The organism is Neobacillus sp. SM06, assembly GCF_050496765.1.
GTDB lineage: Bacteria > Bacillota > Bacilli > Bacillales > Cytobacillaceae > JAEVLT01.
This window is the reverse complement of sequence record NZ_JBNWEO010000007.1, coordinates 84411-108913: the sequence shown is the minus strand read 5'-3', so window position 1 is coordinate 108913 and position 24503 is coordinate 84411. Positions and strand designations below refer to the sequence as shown.

Below are 24503 nucleotides of genomic sequence, written 5' to 3'. Positions count from 1 at the left end.
TATTTTTTCACTAAGTATCTATACATGATTTATCATGGGAACAATCAATCGCTTTTGGGACCATCTATCACCGACCTTCATGTTTGACTTTCAAGCGAAAAACACGAATGCTGAATAAATCCCAACCTCCTTTAAATCCATCTCGAGCGAATTGATTTCATCCCCCCTCTGTAAAAGGTTAAGTTTATTATAGGAAAAAGTAAATTTAATGTAAAGGCATCCAATATTACAATTTGATTACGTTTTCATGCAGGAATTTCTTGCTTCGATGGATAATATCACTTAACTTCGAAAAAACTATTGACATGCCATATGCGAAAGGAGTCAACAACGTGAAAAAGCTTACTTCTATCCTGCTTGCGCTGTCATTGATGCTCTTATTTTTACCAGCGGCTTTAGCTGAAAAAGCAACGAAAAAAGTAGAACCGATGAAGTATCAAGTGCCTTCTTCCGTTCGCAATATCACAAAAGAAAATACGTACCCAAATCCAACGCAGGATTTGCCGTTGCTGCAGCCAAGCGATTTAACGAAAAGGTTAATCGAGACTTCAAAAATCAAAATTGAAAATCCTGATTTAATTCGCATGCTGAATGAAACGACAATTAATAGCACGCCATTTGCGCTTGGTTACCGGGCAATTATTTACCTTGGGCAATGGCCACTAAATTATGAGTCGCTTGAAACTTCGCCAAATTGGGAGTTTCAAAAAATCAATACCAATTATTTTGACAATCGCGGCGGAAAGGTACCGTATCAAATTCATTACGTTCAGGAAACACAGAAAATCATTCGTGGCGGTTTAACAGCCAAAATTTCAAATGCTGAAGATGTGAAAAAAATGATGCTTCTGAAAGCAACGCAAAAAACGAAATTGCCGCTTGCGTTTGAAACAGTCATTGGTGGCGGAACAAAGAACGACCACGTTTACAACATTCCAGCAAACCGGCTCGGGTATTTGTACGCCTATGCACCGGCTGTAAACGAAAAAGGCAAAGTAACTTACGGTGAAGTCTACTTGATGCTAAAAGGAAGCAAAAAGTTTATCGTGATTAAAAATGTTACCTCTCAAGGGATTGGCGCATGGATCCCGGTTCAAGATTATGTTTCGTTCGGCTTCTTAGCGACTGAACGGCCAAGATGAAAAAATACAGCTCCTGCTCAATTGAAGCCCCAACTCACAATGTTATTGGACATACGCATCAACAAAAAAACTCCTGCTCAATTGAAGCAGGAGTTTTTGTTTATTTTTCCGGCTAAGCGGGAAGTTATCCTATACAAGCTTGTAAAAACACGAAATGGAGGAGAATAACGGATGGCACAGCAGATGACGGAAAATGAGAAAAATAGCATGTTGATGAAAGGAATTGTGATTGGCGGGTTAATCGGGGGTGTTTTTTCCCTGATCGACGCCAAAACAAGAACCCAATTGAAAGAGACAGCGGTTGATTTGAAAACAACTTCGCAAAAAATGCTTAGCGGTGTCAAGGAAAATCCGAGTGAAATGAAAGAGCAGATGGTTTCGCAATTTAATCAGGTGACAAATGTTTTAAAAGAAGCACTCAGCGATGCCCAAAAGCTCTACGAACGGCTGAACGAAGACTTATTTAGCAAAATGGGCGATTTTAAAGCCGTCTCAAGCGACGCTTTGAGCACTGTCAAAGGAGCGAAAGACGACCTGAAGCAAATTGGCTCTAAAATTGTCGACGCCGGCAGTGAGTTAAAAGGGATTACCAACGTGCCTGGTGGGAATGAAGGAGAGAACTCTTCTTCCGGAAATTCGGTGGGAGGAAGTTCCCAAACAGATGAACACGCAAAATTAGATGCAGCCGCTGGTGAAAATAGCAATGAGAGTGAAAAATTAAAAACAGAAGCGGCCGGCAACAGCAGTGAGAAAATTGAAACGTTTGGTACCGAGAGCAGTTTCGGCATAAGCGATCAAAGTGGACAAGCCGGGGATGCCAATGCAAACGATCAGTCGGCGGGTGTCACGGAGTGCAAGAAACAAACATACAGCAGTCAAAAACACGAGGGTCAGTCAGCAGGTCTCAAGGACAACAATGAAACTTACGGCAGTCAAAAAAACAAGGGTCAGTCAGTAAGTCTCAATTCCGACACCGACAGCGGGAAACATACCTATGTCGGCCAGGAAACGCCAAACCAAAAGTAATGAGACATTTATTAAGAACTGCAGCGAAACGCTGTGGTTCTTTTTTTTCGCGGATGCCTTTTGTTCGGTTTTTCTTAGTAGTTATTATTCTGGGTAAAATAAAAGTAGGCATTGTCAACCTGACAAGATTTCGATAGGATGAATACGGGATTGGAAAGGAGAACAATATGGGCAAAGACATACACGACAAGAATAAACAAGTAGATTTTTTAAAACAGCGTTTGAATATGTTTCTCGAACTATTGGATGCGATTGATCCGGAGGCGGCTGAGTTGGAAGACGTTGACAGAATGATTTCCATTATTGACGAACTTGATTCCAAAATCCGCGAGTTCAAGCATCGCGACCTGTAAGAGCCAGACGAAATTGGCTCTTTTTTTCATGGGAATGGTTCCCCAAGATGCGATGCATTGCTTTTAGATCTGCGGATGAGGTGAAATCGTTTGCAAAATCTTTTAATCAACTTCGTATAGGAGTATAATTATAGCCGTAAATCGTTGTAAAATTTAGAAGATGGCAATTTGGACACAGGGGAGAGGGATACGAAAATGAATGTGGCAAAGTTTGAAGAAAGCATGTACAAGCTGATTGTGGATACGTCAACGAAACTTCCAAAAGATGTACGGCGCGCAGTAAAAGCCGCAAAGGAAAAGGAAAACGCCGGCACAAGAGCGGCGATGAGTCTGGCAACCATCACCAACAATATTAAAATGGCGGACGATAATGTTTCGCCGATCTGCCAAGACACCGGTATGCCTACTTTTAAAATTAAAACGCCTGTTGGCGTGAATCAATTGGAACTTAAAGAGGCAATCAAAAATGCGATCGTTCTGGCAACAAAAGAAGGCAAACTCCGTCCAAACTCCGTTGACTCGTTAACGGGCGAAAACAGCGGCAACAATTTGGGCGGCGGTACACCGATCATTAAATTTGACCAATGGGAGAAAGATTATATCGAAGTTCGCTTAATTTTAAAAGGCGGCGGTTGTGAAAATAAAAATATTCAGTACAGCCTTCCATGCGAACTTGAAGGCCTCGGTCGTGCCGGCCGCGACTTGGATGGAATCCGCAAGTGCCTTTTGCATTCAGTCTATCAGGCTCAAGGACAAGGCTGCAGCGCCGGCTTTATTGGTGTCGGCATTGGCGGCGACCGCACCGCCGGTTACGATTTAGCGAAAGAGCAGCTGTTCCGCTCCGTTGATGACGTGAATCCGAATGAAGATCTTCGCAAGTTGGAAGAATACATTATGGAAAAAGCAAATCAATTGGGAATTGGAACAATGGGCTTTGGCGGCGAAGCAACCCTTTTAGGTTGTAAAATTGGCGTGATGAACCGGATTCCTGCAAGCTTTTATGTTTCAGTTGCCTACAATTGCTGGGCATTCCGCCGCTTAGGTGTCCATATTGATGCCGCAACCGGCGAAATTAACGATTGGATGTACCAGGAAGGCGAGGACACTGACTTTTCCCAAACTGAGGCCGGTCAACAAGCCGCTACCGCTTCGACCGACGAGGTAATCACTCTTCAGGCCCCAATCAGCGAGGAACAAATTCGCTCGCTAAAAGTTGGCGATGTAGTGCAAATCAATGGAATGCTGTACACAGGACGGGATGCGATCCATAAATATTTAATGGATCACGATGCACCGGTTGATCTCAATGGCCAAATTGTCTACCACTGCGGTCCAGTTATGTTGAAGGATAAAGAGGGTAACTGGCATGTAAAAGCCGCCGGTCCGACAACTAGCATTCGCGAGGAGCCTTATCAAGGCGATATTATGAAAAAGTTCGGCATCCGCGCCGTTATCGGTAAAGGCGGCATGGGTCCGAAAACGCTCGCCGCTCTTCAGGAACACGGCGGCGTCTACTTAAACGCGATCGGCGGGGCAGCGCAATACTATGCCGACTGCATCAAATCGGTTGAAGGCGTTGACCTGATGAACTTCGGTATCCCAGAAGCCATGTGGCATCTGAAAGTAGAAGGCTTCACCGCTGTCGTCACAATGGATTCGCATGGCAACAGCCTGCACGCCGACGTCGACAAATCCTCCTTGGAAAAATTAGCCCAGTTCAACGAGCGGGTATTCTAAATAGGTATGTAAGGCCCCAATCGGATCATGGTTGGGGTCTTATTGCGGTTGAAGTCCTCTGCATTTGGGTGGAAAAAGTTGGGCGGATTCGACAAAAGCGTTGAATCCCGGGGCAAACGCGTCGAATTCGCTTGGAATTGCGTCGAATTCGTTCTCAAAGTGGTTGAATCCCAGCATGAATACGTCGAATAAATAATGCAGGCCAAAAAGTTCTCTGCATTAGGCTAAAAAAGAGAGGCGCATTCGACAAAAGCGTCGAATTCCGGGTCAAACACGTCGAATTCGCTTAGAGTTGCGTCGAATTCCAGGTCAAACGCGTCGAATTCGCACACAGTTGCGTCGAATTCGTTCTCAAAGTGGTCGAATCCCAGCATGAATACGTCGAATAAATAATGCAGGCCAAAAAGTTCTCTGCATTAGGCTAAAAAAGAGAGGCGCATTCGACAAAAGCGTCGAATTCCGGGTCAAACACGTCGAATTCGCTTAGAGTTGCCGTCGAATTCCGGGTCAAACACGTCGAATTCGTTCTCAAAGTGGTTGAATCCCAGTATGAATACGTCGAATAAATAATGCTGGCCAAAAAGTTCTCTGCATTAGGCTAAAAAAGAGAGGCGCATTCGACAAAAGCGTCGAATTCCGGGTCAAACACGTCGAATTCGCTTAGAGTTGCGTCGAATTCCAGGTCAAACGCGTCGAATTCGCACACAGTTGCGTCGAATTCGTTCTCAAAGTGGTTGAATCCCAGCATGAATACGTCGAATAAATAATGCAGGCCAAAAAGTTCTCTGCATTAGGCTAAAAAAGAGAGGCGCATTCGACAAAAGCGTCGAATTCCAGGTCAAACACGTCGAATTCGCTTAGAGTTGCGTCGAATTCCGGGTCAAACACGTCGAATTCGCTTAGAGTTGCCGTCGAATTCCGGGTCAAACACGTCGAATTCGTTCTCAAAGTGGTTGAATCCCAGTATGAATACGTCGAATAAATAATGCAGGCCAAAAAGTTCTCTGCATTAGGCTAAAAAAGCGAGACGTAATCGACAAAAGCGTCGAATTCCAATCCAAACATATCGAATTTCCATCCAAACGCGTCGACTCTGCCAATCATGTTGCCGAATAACAACCCAAAACGTGGCCGAGTCCTTTTTTTACCAAAAGTTTCTCCTTTCGATCGCCCCAGCAACAACCAGACTCCTTAAATTTGTTACAAAACCTTGAACTTCTAAAAAATTCAAGTAAAAAAGCAGGAATCAGGCATATTTTCGCGAACCTTATCATGACTAAAATTTAGGGAGGGATCCGTTTGATTGAAAAAGACTTGACAAAGCCCATTATTTTACTGCAGCACGAAGCGGCGCTGAGAAGATTACCTGCAAATCACCGGAAAAGGGAGGAAATCGAGCACAAAAGGGATACATTAAACGCGGGATACAAGGGGGAACAAAGAATCCAATACTTTTTAAGCTTGCTTCCTGAAAAGCGCTACCATATTTTCCACGATATCAGACTTCCGATCGGCAATTCCTTCTTCCAAATTGACGCCCTTCTTCTATCGCCAAATGCCAATTTCATTATAGAAGGAAAAAACAATGCAGGATCGTTATTTTTAGATAAAAATCAGCTCGCGCAAGAAATTAACAGTGAACATACCATTTACCAAAATCCGCTCACCCAAGTGAACCGTCACAAACTTCTTTTAAACTATCTGTTTGAAAAATACGAGCTGCCTTGGCCGGTTTTTGAACATTTGGTATGCATAAGCAATCAATCAGCAACCATTACGATCAGTCCAGGCTACCATGAAGCCGAAAAAAGGGTCTGCAAAGCAGATAACCTGTTAAAGAAAATCGATGAATATGAAAAATTTTACAAAAAAGATCAGCTCGATGAAAAATCGATTCATAAAATCAAGAGATTTCTGCTAAAGAAGCATACCCCAAATCAGATCAATTTTTTGGAAAAGTATGACTTAGGCAAGAGCGAAATCCTAACAGGGGTTCAATGTCCAAAATGTGATCGAATCGGCATGAATTACCAGCATGGTCATTGGATTTGCCCATTCTGTCACACGGTATCAAAAAATACCCATATCCAAGCTATTGAAGATTATTTCTTGCTGATCAAAACTTCAGGCAACAATGCGGAGCTGAGAGAATTTCTTCGTCTTCCATCTGCCAGAATCGCGACTTACCATCTTTCCCAACTTCATCTTTCCTCAACGGGTACAACAAAAGGAAAAGTATACCACCAGCCATTTTAAAAAAATCCACTATATTCCAAACATGTTTCTCTTCCTAAAACAAACACTAAACCTAAATGAGCTTAGGGGGGACATGGATGAAGAAATTTTTATACATTCTTCCATTGTTTTTTATACTTCTATCGCAAACTGCACAGGCTGCCCTATCCAATCAACCCATCCATTGGGGTTTCAAAAAAGGAACGAATGAGCAACAGGCCGAGGCCGGAGCCCAACTCGACAATCTTTTGCAAAAATACGGCGGTTTTTACAAAGGCGATTCCAATAAAAAAATAGTGTACCTTACTTTTGACAATGGCTATGAAAATGGGTACACCGAAAAAATCCTTGATGTTTTAAAAAAAGAAAAAGTGCCAGCAACCTTTTTCGTCACGGGACATTACTTAAACTCTGCTCCTGAGCTTGTCAAACGGATGGTCAAAGAAGGACATATTGTCGGCAATCACTCCTGGTTTCATCCCGACCTAACCACAAACAGCGATTCCGATATCCAGGAAGAGCTGGACAAAGTTCGAGACCGGACAAAAGAGCTGACAGGGCAAAAAGAGATGAAGTATTTACGTCCACCGAGAGGAATCCTGAGTGAGAGAACTTTAAAGGTGGCCAAAGATTTAGGCTATACGCATGTGATGTGGTCGCTTGCATTTGTCGATTGGAATGTAAACCAGCAAAAAGGTTGGCAATATTCATATGACAATATTATGAAACAAGTTCATCCGGGCGCCGTTATGCTGCTACACACGGTTTCCAAAGACAATGCCGATGCATTGGAGAAAGTCATCAAAGACTTAAAAAAGCGCGGATACAAATTCAAAAGCCTTGACCATTTAGCAAAAACCATCCAATAAACCGAATTCCCCGGAATTCGGTTTTTCCTATTTTCCTCAGGAACATGCTATAATACGAAAAAAGCAAAAAGGATGGGTCGCAAAAAGTGTGGAAAAAAAAGATCCAAATCGATGCACCATATAATTTTGACCGGGTACTTGAACGCCAAGCTCTCGACCCGCTTAACCAAATTGATAAAAAACACAGGGAAATCAAAGTGCCGATCATTGTGAATCGTGAAAAATACGTTGTCGAAGTGAGGGGAACCGGAACGACCGAGGCGCCTGCCTTTCTTTTATCCGGAAAAAAGGATGAAAACAAAGAAGAGCAAATCAAGCGAATAGCTGAAATTTTCCAATGGAATGTCCCGTTAAAACCTGTTTACGATCACTTTCAGCAAACGGATTTAACTGAACTTTTTAACGAACATTTCGGCACCCCGCTCGTACTTGATTTTGATCCATTCTCTTCGCTGTTAAAAAGCATCATCCACCAACAACTGAATTTATCGTTTGCCTTCACCTTAACAGAACGGTTTGTCAAAACATTTGGCTCACAACTTGAGGATGTCTGGTTTTATCCGGATGCTGAGAAAATTGCGGAATTAACCGTCGAGCAGCTCCGAGAATTGCAGTTCAGCGGCAGGAAAGCGGAATATGTGATTGGCATTGCGAGGAATGTGACAGGCGGGGAACTCGATTTTTCAGCCTTAAAACAGGAAGACGAAGAAGAAATTTTTAAAAACCTGATTAAAATTCGCGGCGTCGGGCCGTGGACGATTCAAAACTTTCTGCTGTTCGGGCTCGGTCGGCAAAATCTTTTTCCAACAGCAGACATTGGCATTCAAAATGCTTTAAAAAAACTATACAAGCTTGAGCAAAAACCAACCCAGGAAGAAATGGAACGCTTCAAACAGGGATGGGAACCGTACTTGAGCTATGCTTCTTTGTATTTGTGGAGAAGCATCGAGTAGATGGAGTGAACGAAATGAGCGAACAAGGTATAAAAATAAAAGAAAAACAAACCTTTCCCATAACCATAAAACGACTTGGAATTAATGGCGAAGGGGTCGGTTATTTTAAAAAGCAAGTCGTGTTTGTCCCTGGTGCTTTGCCTGGCGAGGAAGTAGTCGTGGAAGCGAACAAAATCCACCCGAAGTTTGCCGAAGCAAAGCTGAAAAAAATCCGCCGCCAATCCCCATACCGCGTCAAACCTCTTTGCCCGGTCTATGAGCAATGCGGCGGCTGCCAGCTTCAACATTTGCGTTATGACCAGCAGCTTAAGGAAAAACGTGATATCGTCATTCAAGCCCTGGAACGGCACACGAAGCTAAACATTGACAGTCTCGATATCCGCGAGACGATCGGAATGGACAACCCGTGGGAATACCGCAATAAAAGCAGCTTCCAGCTCGCAGAAAAAAACGGCAAGGTGCTCGCTGGTTTATATGGCCTAAATACACATCAGCTAATCGATATTGACCATTGTGCCGTTCAGCACGGGCAAACGAATGAAGCAACCGCCATGGTTAAAAGGATTTTGGAAGATTTGCACATTCCAATATATAATGAGCGGTCACGCAAAGGAATGGTTCGCACGATTGTCACCCGCGTCGGCGTGCAAACAGGCGAACTTCAAGTGGTGCTGATCACCACGCAAAGGGAGTTGCCGAAAAAAGACTTATTGATTCAGGAAATTCAAAAAAGGCTGCCAAACGTTCAGTCGATTGTGCAGAACATCAACGGTCAGAAAACATCGCTGATTTTTGGTGAAGAAACCGAAGCACTGGCCGGCAAAGAGTTCATTCAAGAGACATTGGGTGATTTGCAATTTGAATTATCCGCGCGCACTTTCTTTCAACTGAATCCGCTGCAAACCGTTACGCTTTACAATGAAGTCAAAAAAGCGGCCGGGTTGACTGGCAAGGAGAAAGTGGTGGATGCTTACTGCGGTGTCGGAACAATTGGCCTCTGGCTTGCCGATCAAGCCGGTGAAATCCGGGGGATGGACATCATCCCTGATTCGATCAAGGACGCCAAGAAAAATGCCAAACGGCACGGCTTCACCAACACAAAGTATGTCCCGGGAAAAGCGGAAGAAGTCCTGCCCAAATGGGTAAAAAAGGGCTGGCATCCCGACGTCATCATCGTCGACCCGCCGCGCACAGGCTGCGATCAACAGCTCCTGCAAACAATAGGAAAAGTCCAGCCGCAAAAGGTGATCTACGTATCGTGCAACCCATCCACCTTGGCAAAAGACATCCAAACCTTGAGCCCAAAATACGAAGTGAAATACATCCAGCCCGTGGATATGTTCCCGCAGACAAGCCACGTCGAGTGTGTTGTCTTGATGTCAAGGGTTGAGGAATAAGCTCTATTCAAAGTATTGATAAATAAAGGGTTTCCTGACATTGAACTTTGCTCACGGCTACTTTGCCGAGGATGTTAAAGTCGGGAAACCCTCATTTTTATTCTTTGAGGAAACATATCAACTACCCTGAAAACGATAGGGTCGAGTTGATAGATTAGATTTTTTATTGGGGTTGAGGAGACAGTATAGATGTATTATTTAATCTTCTCGTACAGCATCTGTATCGAAAATTCTATCCAGTTCCTCGTTTGATGTTATGCCACGAACTTTATTCCTAATCGTTGTTTTTCCCATATCTAGTCGATAGAAATGTTCACGACCATCTACACCTTTTTTAAGTCGAATGAGCTGAATCCTGCCAAATATATCCCAATGCTTCTCTGCGAATTTTGCTAAACCCACTGCCTTAGGATAATTGTCTTTTCGGCTAGGATCGTGTGGTTCTAAAATATCAAAAACATAACCTTGTGCATCAGATCTAACAATAACTAAATCCGGGAACATAGGAGTGGTGACACCGCTGACTTCGTAAGGGATTTCTAGTGACCACTTTTTGCGGTCAAGATTACGTAACCAGCATACAGCACCATTGTTAAGCTCTTCTGTAATAACTCCGCTTTCCCATGGATTCAGTGATGTTTCAAATGTGCCGTCCTCTAAACAATAAAGATGCTGCTCAAATTTACTGCTATTATCTGGTTTAGAAAAATCAATAGAATCTGGTAATATCCATGGTACAGATATCGGTTGTACAGAAGCATTAGTTAATCTTTCATAGACATTCTTTCGTGCCTCGCTAAGTCTAGCAATGGATCGCTTGTTGTTTTCGTACAGTGTTATGAATTCTTCTTCAGCATAGTCATTAATCCTTTCCATTGCATCAGTATCATGTGTAAGAATGATGATTTCTTTTTTTACATCAATATGGTCTCGGGTACTATGACGAATCCAATATTCCTTGTGTAAACCCTCTCCCAACAACCTTCCAGCTTGCTCAAAATGTCGGGAAATATCAAAATCGGACATGGTCATTGTCTGTGTTTCTTCATCAAAGGAGTAGGCATTGTCTCCGTATTCAAATATCAGTGTACCGAGAGCAAAACCAGTAATTGAAGCCCCTCGAGTGTCAAAGTCTCCACTTTCTTTTATCCGTGAAATCTCACCATCCATTTTTGATAAAACAGCATTTTTAACAGTTTTCTGCGCCCCTAAGTCAATACCATCCATCGTCAGTGCACGTGAAAGCTGTATTAATAATTTAAGTGGTGCCTGCTTTCGAGATGAATCTATCCGATAAGTTATGAGGTTATCCATTGCCTCAAATACATCGGAATAGGCAAGGTTTCGTCCAAGTGTAACAAGCTCTTTACTAGTGCCTGTTTCGGTAGGCATAGCAGCCTCACTGTCACGCAGGGCATTAACTACATTCTTCACTGTTTCTTCATCAAAGTATGGAAGAAATAGGCTGACACTATTAAGCTCAGCATCAGAAGAAATCCGTCTTGCCAAAGGTGTACGTATCATACGTCCTAGCAACTGAGCAATATAAGTATAGTCTTGGGCACTGCGGAATGACATCATCGTTTCAGCTCGCGGGCAGTCCCAACCTGTGGAAAGATTCATTTTGAAAAACACAATCAGCACATTTTCTTCTTCTTGAATTCGGGATGCTTCAATTTGCTGAATTTCAACATCACGTACTTTAAGTGTGCCATGGTCATTAAAAGTATGTACTGCTTCTCCAGGCTGTAACTTGCGTCCCAGCGATTCTTCTAGTAAATCGATGCAAGCCCCCAAATCGGTTTGGGTTGCTATACGATCATTCCCATCATCAACTTGAATAACAAGAATAGGGTTTATCATTTTTTCATCTTCGCGCTCACAGTAAGTCTTCCAATGAGTGCATTTTTTGCGCCAATTATCAATTGCCCCTTTAAACATGGTCATATCAGCATTAAATTGAATATCTGGATAGTGAATAATAATTCTATCTTTCAAAAGACCTGACTCACGAACCTGCTCAGGAGGGACGATGACTTTTTGAACCGTTGAAGTCGTTCCGGCAATTAAGTTATCAAATCTCTGAGGAGTTGCAGTCACACCTATAATTAAAGGCATGACGCAAAGACCGTCATCTTCACTACCCTTAATGAATTTTTGCATGATAGATTGCGCCTTATTTTCTGCTTGCACAGATGTATAAGTTCCCCTATGTGCTTCATCTATCACCACATAAAACTTTTTAGGAATCCGTTTAGCAGTATTAGTAAGGGTTTCCCATATGGAATACTGCCGCTTATCAGATGATGAAGTCAGTAGCTTATCAGAACCGAGTTTTTGTGTATTTAGAAAATAAACGTGACCACCTTCGAAATACTCAGCACTAAAGTTTGAATCAATAGTTACCAAGTCCCTAACAGGGATTTTATCTGATTTGCTTTCAATTTTTAAGCGTGTTTGCTCGTTAAGTTCTGGTGAATCGGAAAGCCAAACAAATACTGAATCTGGATCTCCAATGTTGTCCTCATTACCATAGAGTATTTCTTCAAAAAGAGTCGTCATAATAATAGTTTTTCCCGAACCAGTTGGTGCGGAAAACGAGATTATCTGAGGCTTATTTTCACGCCATACTGCATGAGCATCCTTAATTGCAGAATGCAGTTCACCAAGGGCTGTTTCCTGAAAAGGAAATAATATATCTCTCATTTATGAATCCCTCCTGCTTCCTAACACAAAGTTATCGATATAATCTCGATATAATTGATATGTGTTATTTACTTTTACTCCGGCAGCCATTTCCCGGAATGCTTCCTCGGAGTTAGTTACAAAATAGACCATTTGGATACCGTTCTCTTCAGAAAGCTTTTCGGCAAATTCTGCGAACCGTGTTTCATCGACTAAAATAGCAAAGCCATTTTGCGGAAGAATTAACATCTCTGGTTCTTCATTGTAATTTACTTCTGGTCGCTTTCCAATAGCTCCAGATTTGAGCCAAAGTAATGGTAGTATTTCGTGGAACTGTTGGCCCAATGAAACAAGATTTTTATCCAAGAATTCTAGCTTGAAGTATTCAGCATTTGCAGGAAAACCATCGCTCATTGGACGTTTAACTTGTGATGTTACAATAATGGGGCCTAGCAATTCTGAAACACGTGTCTTAATTGACTTGAATATGGCAGTCGATTTTGAGGCTATATAAAAGTCTGATATTTGATCCTGTTCTTCAATGGCAGATAACCACTCATCAACTGCATTTACATCAAAAAGAATTGATGCTGTATGTTTATTTGAAACAATGAATTTACAGTCTTTGGTTACTAATGATTGCGGCAATTGTGACTTTCCTTCCTTATTTCGAAGTAAAGAAACAATTTGCTTTTTTGCAGCTGCTGTTAATTCTGTAGGGTTATCGACAAAACTTAACTGATAGAATGAACGGTCTACTTCATCAGATACAGTCTGAGTAGTAAAGTACTCACCCGTTAAGACAGAGCTATCATCACGTCTTCCAAGGATACTATACTTTGTTCTAGGCCAAGTTATAGCACGACATATTCCATGTTTTTCCCATTCAATATCACCGGGCTTATAGCCATTTTTTTTCAAGGTTTTTGATTCATCATCTGAGACTTCGTTATTAGTTACTAAAATGCAGCGGCGGTTTCCGTTGTCCTCAGCATTAAGTAAATTTACTGCGTGTAATGTGGTACCACTTCCTGCAAAGAAGTCAACAATCAATGCGTCTTTCTTACCCGAAACTGCGAATGTTAGCGCTTCGCGGACTGCATAGAGTGATTTGGGATATGAGAAGCCACCACCAAGTATGGCCTTGATCATATCAGTACCGTGGGCTTCTGCATTACATAACGGATCTGTCCAGACAGTTTTAGGTGGTTCACTTTCCCTACGAAGAATTACTTCTATTCGGTCTCCTCGCCTTTCAACATACATTCGATCCCTAACAGTTTCTACAGTATCTCGTCCATATCTCCATTTCTTTTCTATGCCATTTTTATCAATAGGCCAGACATAAATGGTACCATCGTCATTGTGTTCTACTTGTGCTGATGGATGTAATTCCTTATCAAGTAAATCACCGAAACCGATAATGTTATAATTCGAGTCTAAAATTACGGGATAGAAACATGTTGCGCCTTCATAACGACCTGAGGTACTTCCCCAACGTCTTAGATTATAGACATCGCCACCAGTATGCTGTTTACGGTAAATAATACTATCAGCTGAATATGAAAATATTGCATATTCGTGAGTTACAGAGAATTTTTTACCCTGAGTTCCACCGGGATTATGCTGAATGGTTACGCAAGTATGAGTTAGGTTTGGAAAAATCTCATGAAGAAGAACCCATAGATGCGCATATTCATTATCATCTATTGTAGTAATCAAAACACCATCATCAGCAAGTATTCTTTTTGCAATCTTTAATCGCTTTTGCATCATTGAGAGCCACTTACTGTGTCGCCAGTTGTCACTAGAATCAACATAGTTATTATTGTATTTCCAATCCCGCGCACCGGTGTTGTATGGGGGGTCAATATAAATACAATCAACCTTCTTAGGGTAGAGATATTCCAGTAACTGAAGGGCATGATAATTGTCTGCTTCAATGATTGTATGCCATAAGTTACTATCAGGTGCATTTTTAACTGAATCAATAGGCTGGAGGGTGGGGAAAATTGGCTCGCCAAATTGAGCAACTGAAACTAGCTCCGTGATTGGTATGTTCTCAGTATTACCAGTTGCTTTGTTACGACAAAGGGCAGTATCTCCATCTAATTTCAGCACCGTATATACATTATTAATATGGCCTGTTTTTTGTGCAACAGTAGAGCCACGTTTGATAGAAACCTCATAAAGTGGAGTGCATTCAGGGATATGTTCCTCAAATACAAGTCCAAATTTTTTATTTTTTGAAATGCGGGCAAATTCCTCTTCCAAGCGGCTACGCAAGGAAGTGTCCGGAATTTGGCGCAATAAATCATCAATTGCAGCCATTTCTTTTGATCCTCCTATGTTAATAATCATTCGATTCGTATTTACTCCACGAACGACCAAATAATTCATTTCCGTCCGATAAGCGTAAGATTGCTGTCGATTCTAAAATTTTATGAGCCTTTGTAGTTGTAGAGTCAGCTTTATCAAATGCAATAAAAACCTGACGTCTACTAGCCTGATAACGCTCCAATATGCGTTCCAGATGAACATCCTCGATACGCTTTAAAATATTTGAATCATGGATAAGTGCAGGGATAGGCCGTAATTCAAGTATGCTTAAATCGTACACAACAAGGCTTTTGTATGCTGTTCCCTCACTTGTATTGCTAGGTGTTTCAAAGATGATTCCCTTTTGGGGAGTAATATACAAAAGAGGAGCGGTCTCCTCTCTCTCAGTTACTACGCCATTTATTATTTCCATGCGCAGATTTATGTCATCTTGTATTTCCTCCAACTTTTCTGTTTGTTGCAACAACAGTTGTTCAAGTATTTGTTCCGATTCAGCTCGTGTTTCTTGAAGTTCCTTTTGATGAATTAACTCAGCTGTTTCTTCTTCAAGTTTATCGATGCTTTTAGACACATTAACACACTGGGATAGTACCCTCTCAGACATCTCTTTTGCAAGACCAGATTCTTCAATTTTTCGATTAAGGCGCGTAATCTCTTTGTCATATTCACCGATTAGTGGTTGTAATCGCTCGATTTCCTCATCCATTTCTTCACTTAGAATTTCTCTGATTTTTTTATGAAAATATTCAATCTCTTCAAAAGCCTTTAAATTAGTGTTTGGGAAAAAATGTACCAAGGAATCAAATTCACTTGCGGTGTCGACTTTGTTATCAGCAATATTGTTCTTTATAGCATTTAGCTGTGATTGGAGGCGATTACGCTTGCGAACAAAGATATTCAACTCTTTTTGGATTGCTGAAATTCGTTCAAACGTTTGAGTGTCAAATCCGAACAATGCTAATTGAGCTTCTTCACTATTTTTCATTAGCTTTTGAAGTCTATTCCTCAACGACTCTATTGTTTTTTGGTTACTTTCAATTTTCTCTATATCCACTTTCTGGCGCTGACGTGACTTAAGTTGTGATGATTTAATTCCGAGTTCTTCCTCCATACTTTTTATAGAAGCAAGAATTCTGTAATGCCCAAATAGCTTTAATAGAAAATCTACAGCTTTTTCATCCTGCTCACGTGGTTTTACCAGCAACGGATACTTTTCAAGTGTATTTTCACGACCATAGATACGGAAAAAACGCTCGGTTATTTCTGAAAATGTAAGGGCAGGAAGCTCAATTTTATATTCCTGAAACAGAAATTTCCGAAAATCTTCTAGCGATAATTTTGTAATGAATCGGCCCTCTTCATCGCTTCGATATACATTTTTAGGATCATCCGTACTTCTATAGAAATAGTATGGCTGTTCATCAAACTCGAAAGTGAAATAGATGATATGCGAACCTATTTCCTTTTTTATATCATCAGTTAGGGAGTAATAGCTTTCACCGCCGAATACATAATCTATAATCCATAGAAATGTTGATTTTCCGATTGCGTTGCTACCGCCTGCGCTACCTAAAACTGTATTTAGGCCTGAATTAAACCGGATAACTCGATGATCCGGTGCAAATTTATCACACTGAATTTCCTTTAACATAGCGAAGCACCCTCCCTTCCTCAATTAATTCAATTTTACCTAATGCAAACAAGCAATTTAAAGCACTCAGGAAATCAGCCATGTCCTTTTTACGAAAAGTTGTTATTTCAAACAATTCTTTAGGGGACATGTCCTGTTGTGCCAATGCCTCTAAGATATCTGGGAACAGAGCAATAACGCTATTAGTATAAGGAATTACTTTATTTGGTAATCTCATCGAACACCTCACACCTTTGTACGAAGTAGGAGATTATAATCTCACACGCACCTCTATATTTGCGGCCTGTCTTTTCAAACAATGTTTCAACAAGCAGATAGTAAATTTCGCTTTGCGATATATGTGATTCACTTGCATCTTCATACATCCGCCTAACATTTCTAGCAAATTTATCAACGTTTAAACTGTTTTCTCCTGCAAGCCTATATAATGAATCGTTGACCCCTTCATATAACTGCCGAACATCTCCGAGCACCCGGTCTTTCAACCGTTTTTCGGTAATTTTATTTTCTACCTTAACAGGTTCGATTTTTAACTGTGTATCATCGGTTACATCCATTAAATCGACTTCCCGAAGTACTTGTTCAATTTGCTTCTCTATTACATATCGTGAAGTAGCATCTCTTGCCATCATAAGATTTTCCAAGTCACGCTTGTCCGAGAGTAAAGCCAATTTCTCTTCTTCGGAGGCACTTTGCATTTCACGTTCACAATTAACACATAGAACCACTTCATCAGTTTCTGAAAGGCGAACGACCTTAGCGTAGTTAATGTCGTTGCCTTCTTTTTTTATACCTAAAACTCTTCCGCACTTTTGGCATTTGCCCCCTGTTTCTGCAAGCAATACGAGGGAGTGGGCATCAATCGCAATTTCGTAAGCAGTCTTTGGAGTCAAATTACTATATGTATTAATAAGGCTTATGTCTAATCTTTTATCTTCAAAGGACTGTATGTATTCATTTGTTATCTCGCGAACACTACCCTCACAATTTCGATTTTCGACGTTAAGCACTGTATAAAGTAGGATGCCTGCAAGAAAGTCCTCTAATACAAAGGCATTACGCTTTATGATATCTTCCTTTGTCATGCTGTTTACTAATTCAACAACTGTATCAGGCTTGATAGAGTCATCAGATGCAATAATGTCCTTCAAGGCTAAAACGATTAGATTTCTCTTATTACTATCCAACATCTGGAGAATGTTTTGCTTAAAGTAATCTGAGATAGCATGAGGGTCTGCACCAGGAGCGGTATCGGTTACTATAGGGGATAGATTCTTTTTACCTAGTATTAAATCTGAAACGGTACCATCTTCTCCACTAATATCATAGGTAGGCGCAATAGAAAGCAGCATGGTACCACACAATCGTTTTTGTGAAATTCTTTTAGCCTTGCATCTCTTTAAAATTGTTGCAAAAGTACCAAAGCATAACTTTTTCATACATTGCGCCTCCTTCAATAGTTTTATTTCTTCGGAGTATCATCATCGATGTAGTCAACGATATCGCCTATGTTAACTTCAAGAGCTTTACATATTCTTCCTAACACATCCATGCTTACCGGTAAATCTTTCCCCATTTTTGCTAACGTTGTTGAAGTTAAATTTGTTTTTTCCATTAAATCCTTTTTCAACATCTTTTTATCAATTAAAAGTTTCCATAGTTTATTATAACTAAATGCCATTTTTAACGCCCTCCAAGCACTATTGGATGGTTTTTATTAATGCGTATTTACTATTATAGCAATTTACTAAGCGTGTTTCAATCAATAATCTAAAAATACTAAGCATTTCTTTACGAATGCTTAGTTTTTTTGTCGTGGTGAAAATGAAAAAGATTTGCGGAGTATCAGCGGAGTATCAGCAGAGTGTCAGCTGAGGATTTCAGATGTCCAAATTAATAAAATTTAAATAGATGGTAAGACAAGCTTACTTTTAGCAAAAAAGAAAAACTCGTTCGCTTACCAGCTATAAATATATCAAATGCCTGATTTGCAATAAGGGCAAAGGATACATATTGTTACGTTTCAGTCCGTTAAGGATTGTTATGCGTTGCAATAGAAGTACCTTACCTTGTTGCGCTCATTTTCAGGACAAAGGGTCTGTGTACTTCGAGGCACAGACCTATTTTTGTATCCTTTGCCGCCAATGCAGTCCGGCGGAAAGGATGCAAAATGAAAATTAGAATTATGTACGACAACAAACCTACCTATTTGGAGGTACCAGACGAGGACTTTACTTTAATGATTGATGCAGATTACGAGGACAGGCTATCCTGTGCCGAAGATAAGGAAACGGTAACTCGTCGTTCACCACAGGAGATTATGGACGAGCGTTTTAACAAGCCCGACTACAATAACTGGCACAAGTTTGATAGAAACAGAGGGATGCCAAAGAAGCCATTCCGTAAAGATGACCAAGCTGTAGATGAAACCGATCATATGGACTATTTCTCTGATAACACACATGAAGAGACTCGTGAGAAAAAAGAAGAATATGAGTATTGCTGTGAGATTATTCGTACCATTCTTAAGCCGAAACATTCAGAACCTTTTATTGCTGTATATCTTGATGGCATGTCAATGACCGACTATGCAAAAAGTGTGGGTGTAAGTAAAAGTGCTATTTCACACCGTTTAGATACAGCCAAGAAGAATTTCAAAAAAGTTTTTCCAGAATCCTCAACTTTTCCCTCTTGCCACGGCTAATAGATAGAGGGCAGTACATAAACGCTCTCGGAAAGAGGTGAAGAACATGAAACACAACTTGAAAATCAGTGTTTCAAAAACTCCACAGTCTGGCGGGATTGTCTCCTGTCGTAATGTCACTATAAGGGAGCGTTTCCTACGTTTCTTACTTGGTGATAAGCAGAAACTGACTATCCTTGTCCCGGGTGACACCGTAAAGGAACTCGCCATTAGTGAGATTAAGGAGGGAGGATTAAACCATGAGCAAAATCAAACTTCTTCTTGATGTGGTTTCTGATATGCGCTCTTTGGCAGACAGTATACAAGCGGTTGCTGATGCAATGGCGGGCAATGAACCTGTCGAAGCAAAAGAACCGACTACACCTGTAAAAAAACCTGCGCCAAAGAAAAAGGAAATCACTCTGGAGGAAGTCAGAGCAAAACTCGCTGAAAAGAGCCAAGCCGGTCTTACTGCCCAAGTAAGAGAAATCATCCAAAAATACGGTGGCTCTAAATTAAGCGAAGTTGACCCGAAACATTATGCAGACATGCTGAAAGATGCGGAGGTACTAGGCAATGAGTGATCACGCAGTACTTTCCGCATCGGGGTCCCATAGGTGGCTGAATTGCCTTCCATCTGCAAGATTGGAACTAGAATTTGAAAATAACGAATCCAATGCAGCTGCTGAAGGCACCGCCGCCCATGCTCTTTGTGAACACAAACTTAAAAAAGCACTTCACATGAGAAGTAAACGGCCAGTCTCGGTGTATAACTCTGATGAAATGGAAGAACACAGCGATGCCTATGTTGAATTTGTAATGGAGCAGTTTGAATTGGCAAAACAAAGCTGTACGGACCCGTTAATACTTATTGAACAACGTCTTGATTTTTCCTGCTATGTACCACAGGGGTTCGGAACTGGTGACTGCATCATCATTGGCGATAAAAAGCTTCATATTATCGATTTTAAGTACGGCATGGGTGTGTTAGTAGATGCAGCAGGAAACCCACAGATGAAATTGTACGCCCTTGGAGCTTTGGAAATCTACGATAGCTTGTATGACATCGAAGAGGTTTCCATGACCATCTTCCAACCTCGCAGGGAAAATGTCAGCACATGGACAATCCCGGTAAATGAATTAAAAGACTGGGCAGAAAACGAGCTTAGACCAAAGGCCAAAAAAGCTTATGAAGGCGAAGGTAACTACCTTCCAGGTGAATGGTGTACATTCTGTCGAGCGGCTGTTAAATGCCGTGCAAGAGCAGAAGAAAAGCTGAAATTAGCACAGATGGAATTTAAACTGCCTCCCCTGCTTACGGATTCCGAAATTGAGGAAGTTCTCTCTAAACTGTCCGACCTTACAAAGTGGGCAAATGAAATCATTGATTATGCGACGGATGCTGCCGTTAATCAAGGGAAAGAGTGGCACGGCTTTAAGGTAGTCGAGGGCAGGTCTATCCGTAAATATAAGGACGAAGAGGCCGTGGCTGAAGCAGCCAAGGCAAATGGCTATAATGATATCTATCGTCAGAGTCTTATTACCCTTACGGAAATGCAGAAGCTGATGGGTAAATCGAAATTTCAAGAAATCCTCGGTGGTCTCATACATAAACCACCAGGTAAGCCAACGCTGGTTCCACTTTCGGATAAGAGGCCAGCTATGAATATATCAAACGTAAAAAACGAATTTAATGAAATAACGGAGGAATTAGAATATGAATAATCAAAACAGAACGAAGGTTGTTACAAGCATCAACACACGTCTTAGCTATTTTCACGGTTGGGAACCCGTATCCATCAATGGCGGAGCGGAAAAGTACAGCGTATCCGTATTGATTCCCAAAACAGATAAGGAAACCATCAATGCTATCAATGCAGCAGTAGATGCAGCCATTGAAGAGGGCATTGCAAAGTTTGGTGGTAAAAAGCCGAATAAGGCGGCTATTAAACTGCCACTTCGAGATGGTGACGTAGAACGTGATGACGAGGCTTACAAAGGACATTACTTTGTAAATGCCAACAGCAAGACTCCACCCCAAATAGTAGATAAAGCAGTTAGACCTATCCTGGATCGCAACGAGGTTTACAGCGGTTGTTATGCAAGAGTATCCCTAAATTTCTATGCTTTTAACTCTAATGGCAATAAGGGTGTGGCCTGCGGACTTGGTAACATTCAGAAGATAAGGGATGGAGAGCCTTTAGGTGGAAGAACCAATGCTGCTGATGATTTCACAACCATTGAAGATGATGATTTTTTAGCATAAAGAATAAATACAGACGAGGTGGTGGAGGTTGTTCTTCTGCCACCTCGTTTGCATTGGAAAGGGCGGTAATACATGAATTCTATTTCTATTGATATTGAAACGTTTAGTAGCGCCAACCTTCAAAAGTCTGGTGTTTACCGTTATACCGAGAGTGATGATTTTGAAATTTTACTATTTGGCTATTCAGTGGATGGCGGTGAAGTACAGGTGGTTGACCTTGCTTGTGGAGAGGAAATCCCAGATGAAATTATAAACGCACTTATCGATAATTCCGTCACCAAGTGGGCTTTTAATGCAATGTTTGAGCGTGTGTGTCTATCAAAATGGCTTAACCTTACTGAATATCTTGACCCCGCATCCTGGAAATGTTCCATGATATGGTCGGCATATATGGGATTACCACTTTCTTTGGAGGGAGTCGGTGCAGTTTTGGGTTTGGAGAAACAAAAGCTAACAGAGGGTAAAGAACTCATCAAATATTTTTGTACACCCTGCTCCCCTACTAAATCAAATGGCGGTCGAGTTCGTAATCTGCCAGAACATGACGAGGATAAATGGGAACGTTTTAAAGCATATAACCTTCGTGATGTGGAAGCTGAAATAGCTATACAACAGAGATTATCTAAGTTTCCGATGCCGGAGACCATTTGGGAGGAGTATCATCTCGACCAGGAAATCAATGATCGTGGCATTGCCATTGACATGGCTTTCGTAAAACAGGCTGTTGTGATGGATGAACATTCCCGTGAAAAGCTAATGGCTACAATGCAAGAAATAACCAATTTAGAGAATCCAAACTCTGTACAACAAATGAAAGACTGGCTTGCTAACAATGGGCTAGAAACAGATACACTTGGTAAAAAAGCGGTTGCTGAGATGTTAAAGACGGCTCCTGAACCACTAGGCACTGTTTTGGAACTTCGGCAACAACTTGCAAAATCATCGGTGAAAAAATACACGGCAATGGAAAATGCGGTATGTAGTGACGGTCGTGCAAGAGGAATGTTTCAGTTTTATGGTGCAAACAGAACTGGTAGATTTTCAGGCAGGCTGATTCAGTTGCAAAATCTCCCCCAAAACCATATGCCTGATTTGGAACAGGCTCGTGCTTTAGTTCGTAGCGGAAACTTTGATGCTCTTACCTTACTTTATGATTCTATCCCGGAGGTACTGTCGGAACTTATCCGAACTGCTTTTATACCACAGGAGGGCATGAAGTTTATAGTTGCAGATTTTTCAGCGATTGAAGCTCGCGTTATCGCCTGGCTTGCGGGAGAAAAATGGAGAATAGATGTATTCCAAAACGGCGGTGACATCTACTGTGCCAGTGCCTCTCAGATGTTTAATGTACCTGTTGAAAAGCATGGTGTGAACGGTCACCTTCGTCAGAAAGGGAAAATAGCCGAACTTGCCCTCGGTTATGGTGGATCTGTTGGAGCATTAAAATCAATGGGTGCTTTGGAGATGGGAATTGAAGAAGAGGAACTTCAGCCCCTTGTAACGGCTTGGAGACAATCCAATCCCAATATCACAAAACTTTGGTGGGATGTTGACCGTGCAGTAAAAACTTGTGTTAAGCAAAAAACTCCTACAGAGATACACGGCATTAAATTTATCTATCAAAGTGGAATGCTCTTTATTGTCCTCCCCTCTGGTAGACGGCTTGCCTATGTGAAACCTCGTATGGGAGAGAATCTGTTTGGCGGTGAGTCGGTTACTTATGAAGGTGTCGGTGGAACGAAGAAATGGGAAAGAATCGAAAGCTACGGTCCCAAATTTGTAGAGAATATTGTTCAAGCAATCAGTCGTGATATTTTGTGTCATGCCATGCAGACATTAAAGAATTGTTCCATTGTGGCTCATGTGCACGATGAAATTATCATCGAGGCAGATATGGGAATGTCACTTTCTGCTATCTGTGAGCAGATGGCTAGGATACCAATCTGGGCAAATGGTCTGTTACTTAGTGCTGACGGCTATGAGTGTCAGTTTTATAAAAAAGATTAAGTTATATATAATTGGGTATTCGGATTAACTTGTGGAATGAGGTTAACAGACCTTCAAATGTTAAATAACGAAAATAGGATAGCACTTATTTTATAACTAGTAAGTGCTATCCTGTTTGTTCCACAATCGCCCGATAATGGAATATGCATTTTACTTAGGGATAACAGGAACCCAAAGTTCATGTCTTGGTTTATGCTTCGGACCATAATAACATTCGATACACGGTAAATTTGCAAGTTCATACTCAGATGTTGGAACCCACTCAGAATATAAACGTTTCCATGCATCTACTATATTTGGAAAAACTGCCCATGTACTTGCAGGAATAATAAGCGTTTCCATATCTGAAGGTGGAACCCCATCGTATCTTACCCCCATAAAGTAGGAAAACTCTTCATCTGTTATGGCAGCTTCCTTTCCACAAACCCCCAAAAGGCTTTCAAGCGTACATTTTGGATTTTCCCATGACATGTCCTTTAGTTCTTGCATAAACCCATCTTTTTTTGCAGTATTCAAGAGTGTAGGGATTGTTTTAAATGCTCTATTTGTTTTTACTGGCTTGCTTTTTCCTACAATTCTTATTTCAAAATCAAGGTCTTCAATTCTGTACTCCATCTCGGTATCTCCTTTAATAGAAATTTGAAAGGAAATTCTCGGAAAGGCTTTTAACTGTACCCCTTTATTACGAGCATTGGAGGGGCTTATTCCATGCATTTTTTGAAAAGCACGTGAAAAAGTATCAGAAGAAACATAACCGTATTTAATTGCCACATCAATGATTCGAATATCACTTTTTTGAATCTCAAATGCTGCGAGAGTTAATCGCCTTCTTCTAATATATTCTGAAAGCGATACCCCTGAAATTGAAGAAAACATTCTTGAAAAATGAAACTCGGAGCAATTAGCTGCTTTTGCAATCTCTTTGTAGTCTATTTCTTCATCTAGACTATTTTCAATGTAGTCCAATGCATTATTCATTCTTTCTAACCAATCCATGGTTTTCTCCCTTTCAATTCCTACTTTAATACAGATTAGATACTATTTACCCGACATTTCATGCCTAAAAAAGTAGGATCACTATTAAAATTTGACTCTCCACACAATAAATTGCACAATGCGTTATTCCAGATAATGGCCCGTTAGTTGAATTGACCACTAT

At 41.1% G+C, this 24503-nt stretch carries 20 protein-coding genes; 13 read left to right on the top strand and 7 right to left on the bottom strand.

Annotated elements, in window-relative coordinates; genetic code table 11:
- Window positions 1–332: 332 nt before the first annotated feature.
- The 8 genes from ACQYAD_RS01650 (at window position 333) to rlmD (ending at window position 9712) form a co-directional block, all read left to right on the top strand.
- A complete protein-coding gene (locus ACQYAD_RS01650; protein WP_430234869.1) occupies window positions 333–1142 on the top strand; it encodes a YfkD family protein in 810 nt (269 codons plus the stop codon).
- Window positions 1143–1313: 171 nt separating this feature from the next.
- Window positions 1314–2168 (top strand): hypothetical protein, encoded by an 855-nt coding sequence (locus tag ACQYAD_RS01645; protein ID WP_430234867.1) that lies wholly within the window; start codon window positions 1314–1316, stop codon window positions 2166–2168.
- 167 nt (window positions 2169–2335) lie between these two features.
- Entirely contained in the window at window positions 2336–2521 is a 186-nt protein-coding gene (locus ACQYAD_RS01640) for an SE1561 family protein (RefSeq protein ID WP_430234865.1), read from the top strand.
- A 195-nt stretch (window positions 2522–2716) separates the two neighbouring features.
- Window positions 2717–4258, top strand: a complete 1542-nt coding sequence (locus ACQYAD_RS01635; RefSeq protein ID WP_430234863.1) for a fumarate hydratase — start codon at window positions 2717–2719, stop codon at window positions 4256–4258.
- A 1299-nt stretch (window positions 4259–5557) separates the two neighbouring features.
- A complete protein-coding gene (locus tag ACQYAD_RS01630) occupies window positions 5558–6514 on the top strand; it encodes a nuclease-related domain-containing protein (RefSeq protein ID WP_430234861.1) in 957 nt (318 codons plus the stop codon).
- Between the two features lie 77 nt (window positions 6515–6591).
- Entirely contained in the window at window positions 6592–7362 is a 771-nt protein-coding gene (gene pdaA, locus ACQYAD_RS01625) for a delta-lactam-biosynthetic de-N-acetylase (protein ID WP_430234859.1), read from the top strand.
- A gap of 86 nt (window positions 7363–7448) precedes the next feature.
- A complete protein-coding gene (locus tag ACQYAD_RS01620; RefSeq protein WP_430234857.1) occupies window positions 7449–8315 on the top strand; it encodes a DNA-3-methyladenine glycosylase family protein in 867 nt (288 codons plus the stop codon).
- A gap of 14 nt (window positions 8316–8329) precedes the next feature.
- Window positions 8330–9712 (top strand): 23S rRNA (uracil(1939)-C(5))-methyltransferase RlmD, encoded by a 1383-nt coding sequence (rlmD, locus tag ACQYAD_RS01615; protein WP_430234855.1) that lies wholly within the window; start codon window positions 8330–8332, stop codon window positions 9710–9712.
- Between the two features lie 198 nt (window positions 9713–9910).
- Here rlmD and ACQYAD_RS01610 read toward each other — a convergent pair whose 3' ends face one another.
- The 6 genes from ACQYAD_RS01610 to ACQYAD_RS01585 are packed head-to-tail and all read right to left on the bottom strand — an operon-like array spanning window position 9911 to window position 18069.
- A complete protein-coding gene (locus ACQYAD_RS01610) occupies window positions 9911–12418 on the bottom strand; it encodes a DEAD/DEAH box helicase (protein ID WP_188497532.1) in 2508 nt (835 codons plus the stop codon).
- Window positions 12419–14728, bottom strand: a complete 2310-nt coding sequence (locus ACQYAD_RS01605; RefSeq protein ID WP_040303644.1) for a site-specific DNA-methyltransferase — start codon at window positions 14726–14728, stop codon at window positions 12419–12421. It lies immediately after the preceding gene.
- A gap of 19 nt (window positions 14729–14747) precedes the next feature.
- Window positions 14748–16388, bottom strand: a complete 1641-nt coding sequence (locus tag ACQYAD_RS01600; RefSeq protein ID WP_156991233.1) for a DUF2326 domain-containing protein — start codon at window positions 16386–16388, stop codon at window positions 14748–14750.
- Window positions 16366–16605, bottom strand: coding sequence for an ABC-three component system middle component 7 (locus ACQYAD_RS01595; RefSeq protein ID WP_021623133.1), 240 nt, complete (start codon window positions 16603–16605; stop codon window positions 16366–16368). Before ACQYAD_RS01595 ends, ACQYAD_RS01600 begins: the two co-directional genes overlap by 23 nt.
- Window positions 16589–17827 (bottom strand): ABC-three component system protein, encoded by a 1239-nt coding sequence (locus ACQYAD_RS01590; protein ID WP_430234851.1) that lies wholly within the window; start codon window positions 17825–17827, stop codon window positions 16589–16591. The genes ACQYAD_RS01595 and ACQYAD_RS01590 overlap by 17 nt, the downstream gene beginning before the upstream one ends.
- A 23-nt stretch (window positions 17828–17850) precedes the next feature.
- Complete coding sequence (locus ACQYAD_RS01585) at window positions 17851–18069, bottom strand: helix-turn-helix domain-containing protein (RefSeq protein ID WP_188497529.1); 219 nt, start codon at window positions 18067–18069, stop codon at window positions 17851–17853.
- A 489-nt stretch (window positions 18070–18558) separates the two neighbouring features.
- Here ACQYAD_RS01585 and ACQYAD_RS01580 point away from each other — a divergent pair, with 489 nt between their 5' ends.
- The 5 genes from ACQYAD_RS01580 (at window position 18559) to ACQYAD_RS01560 (ending at window position 23344) form a co-directional block, all read left to right on the top strand.
- On the top strand, window positions 18559–19092 hold the full coding sequence (locus ACQYAD_RS01580; RefSeq protein ID WP_229745553.1) for a hypothetical protein: 534 nt from the start codon (window positions 18559–18561) through the stop codon (window positions 19090–19092).
- Between the two features lie 239 nt (window positions 19093–19331).
- The gene (locus tag ACQYAD_RS01575) at window positions 19332–19655 is read left to right on the top strand and encodes an rRNA biogenesis protein rrp5 (protein ID WP_144515346.1); all 324 of its coding nucleotides are present in this window, start codon (window positions 19332–19334) and stop codon (window positions 19653–19655) included.
- Window positions 19648–20796 (top strand): DUF2800 domain-containing protein, encoded by a 1149-nt coding sequence (locus ACQYAD_RS01570; RefSeq protein WP_430234848.1) that lies wholly within the window; start codon window positions 19648–19650, stop codon window positions 20794–20796. Before ACQYAD_RS01575 ends, ACQYAD_RS01570 begins: the two co-directional genes overlap by 8 nt.
- Window positions 20789–21337, top strand: a complete 549-nt coding sequence (locus tag ACQYAD_RS01565) for a DUF2815 family protein (RefSeq protein ID WP_144515344.1) — start codon at window positions 20789–20791, stop codon at window positions 21335–21337. The genes ACQYAD_RS01570 and ACQYAD_RS01565 overlap by 8 nt, the downstream gene beginning before the upstream one ends.
- Before the next feature lie 72 nt (window positions 21338–21409).
- A complete protein-coding gene (locus tag ACQYAD_RS01560; RefSeq protein ID WP_430234846.1) occupies window positions 21410–23344 on the top strand; it encodes a DNA polymerase in 1935 nt (644 codons plus the stop codon).
- Between the two features lie 150 nt (window positions 23345–23494).
- Here the strand turns inward: ACQYAD_RS01560 and ACQYAD_RS01555 are convergent, their stop codons facing one another.
- Window positions 23495–24340: an AraC family transcriptional regulator gene (locus ACQYAD_RS01555; protein WP_430234844.1), complete on the bottom strand. Its 846-nt coding sequence runs from the start codon at window positions 24338–24340 to the stop codon at window positions 23495–23497.
- Window positions 24341–24503: the final 163 nt, after the last annotated feature.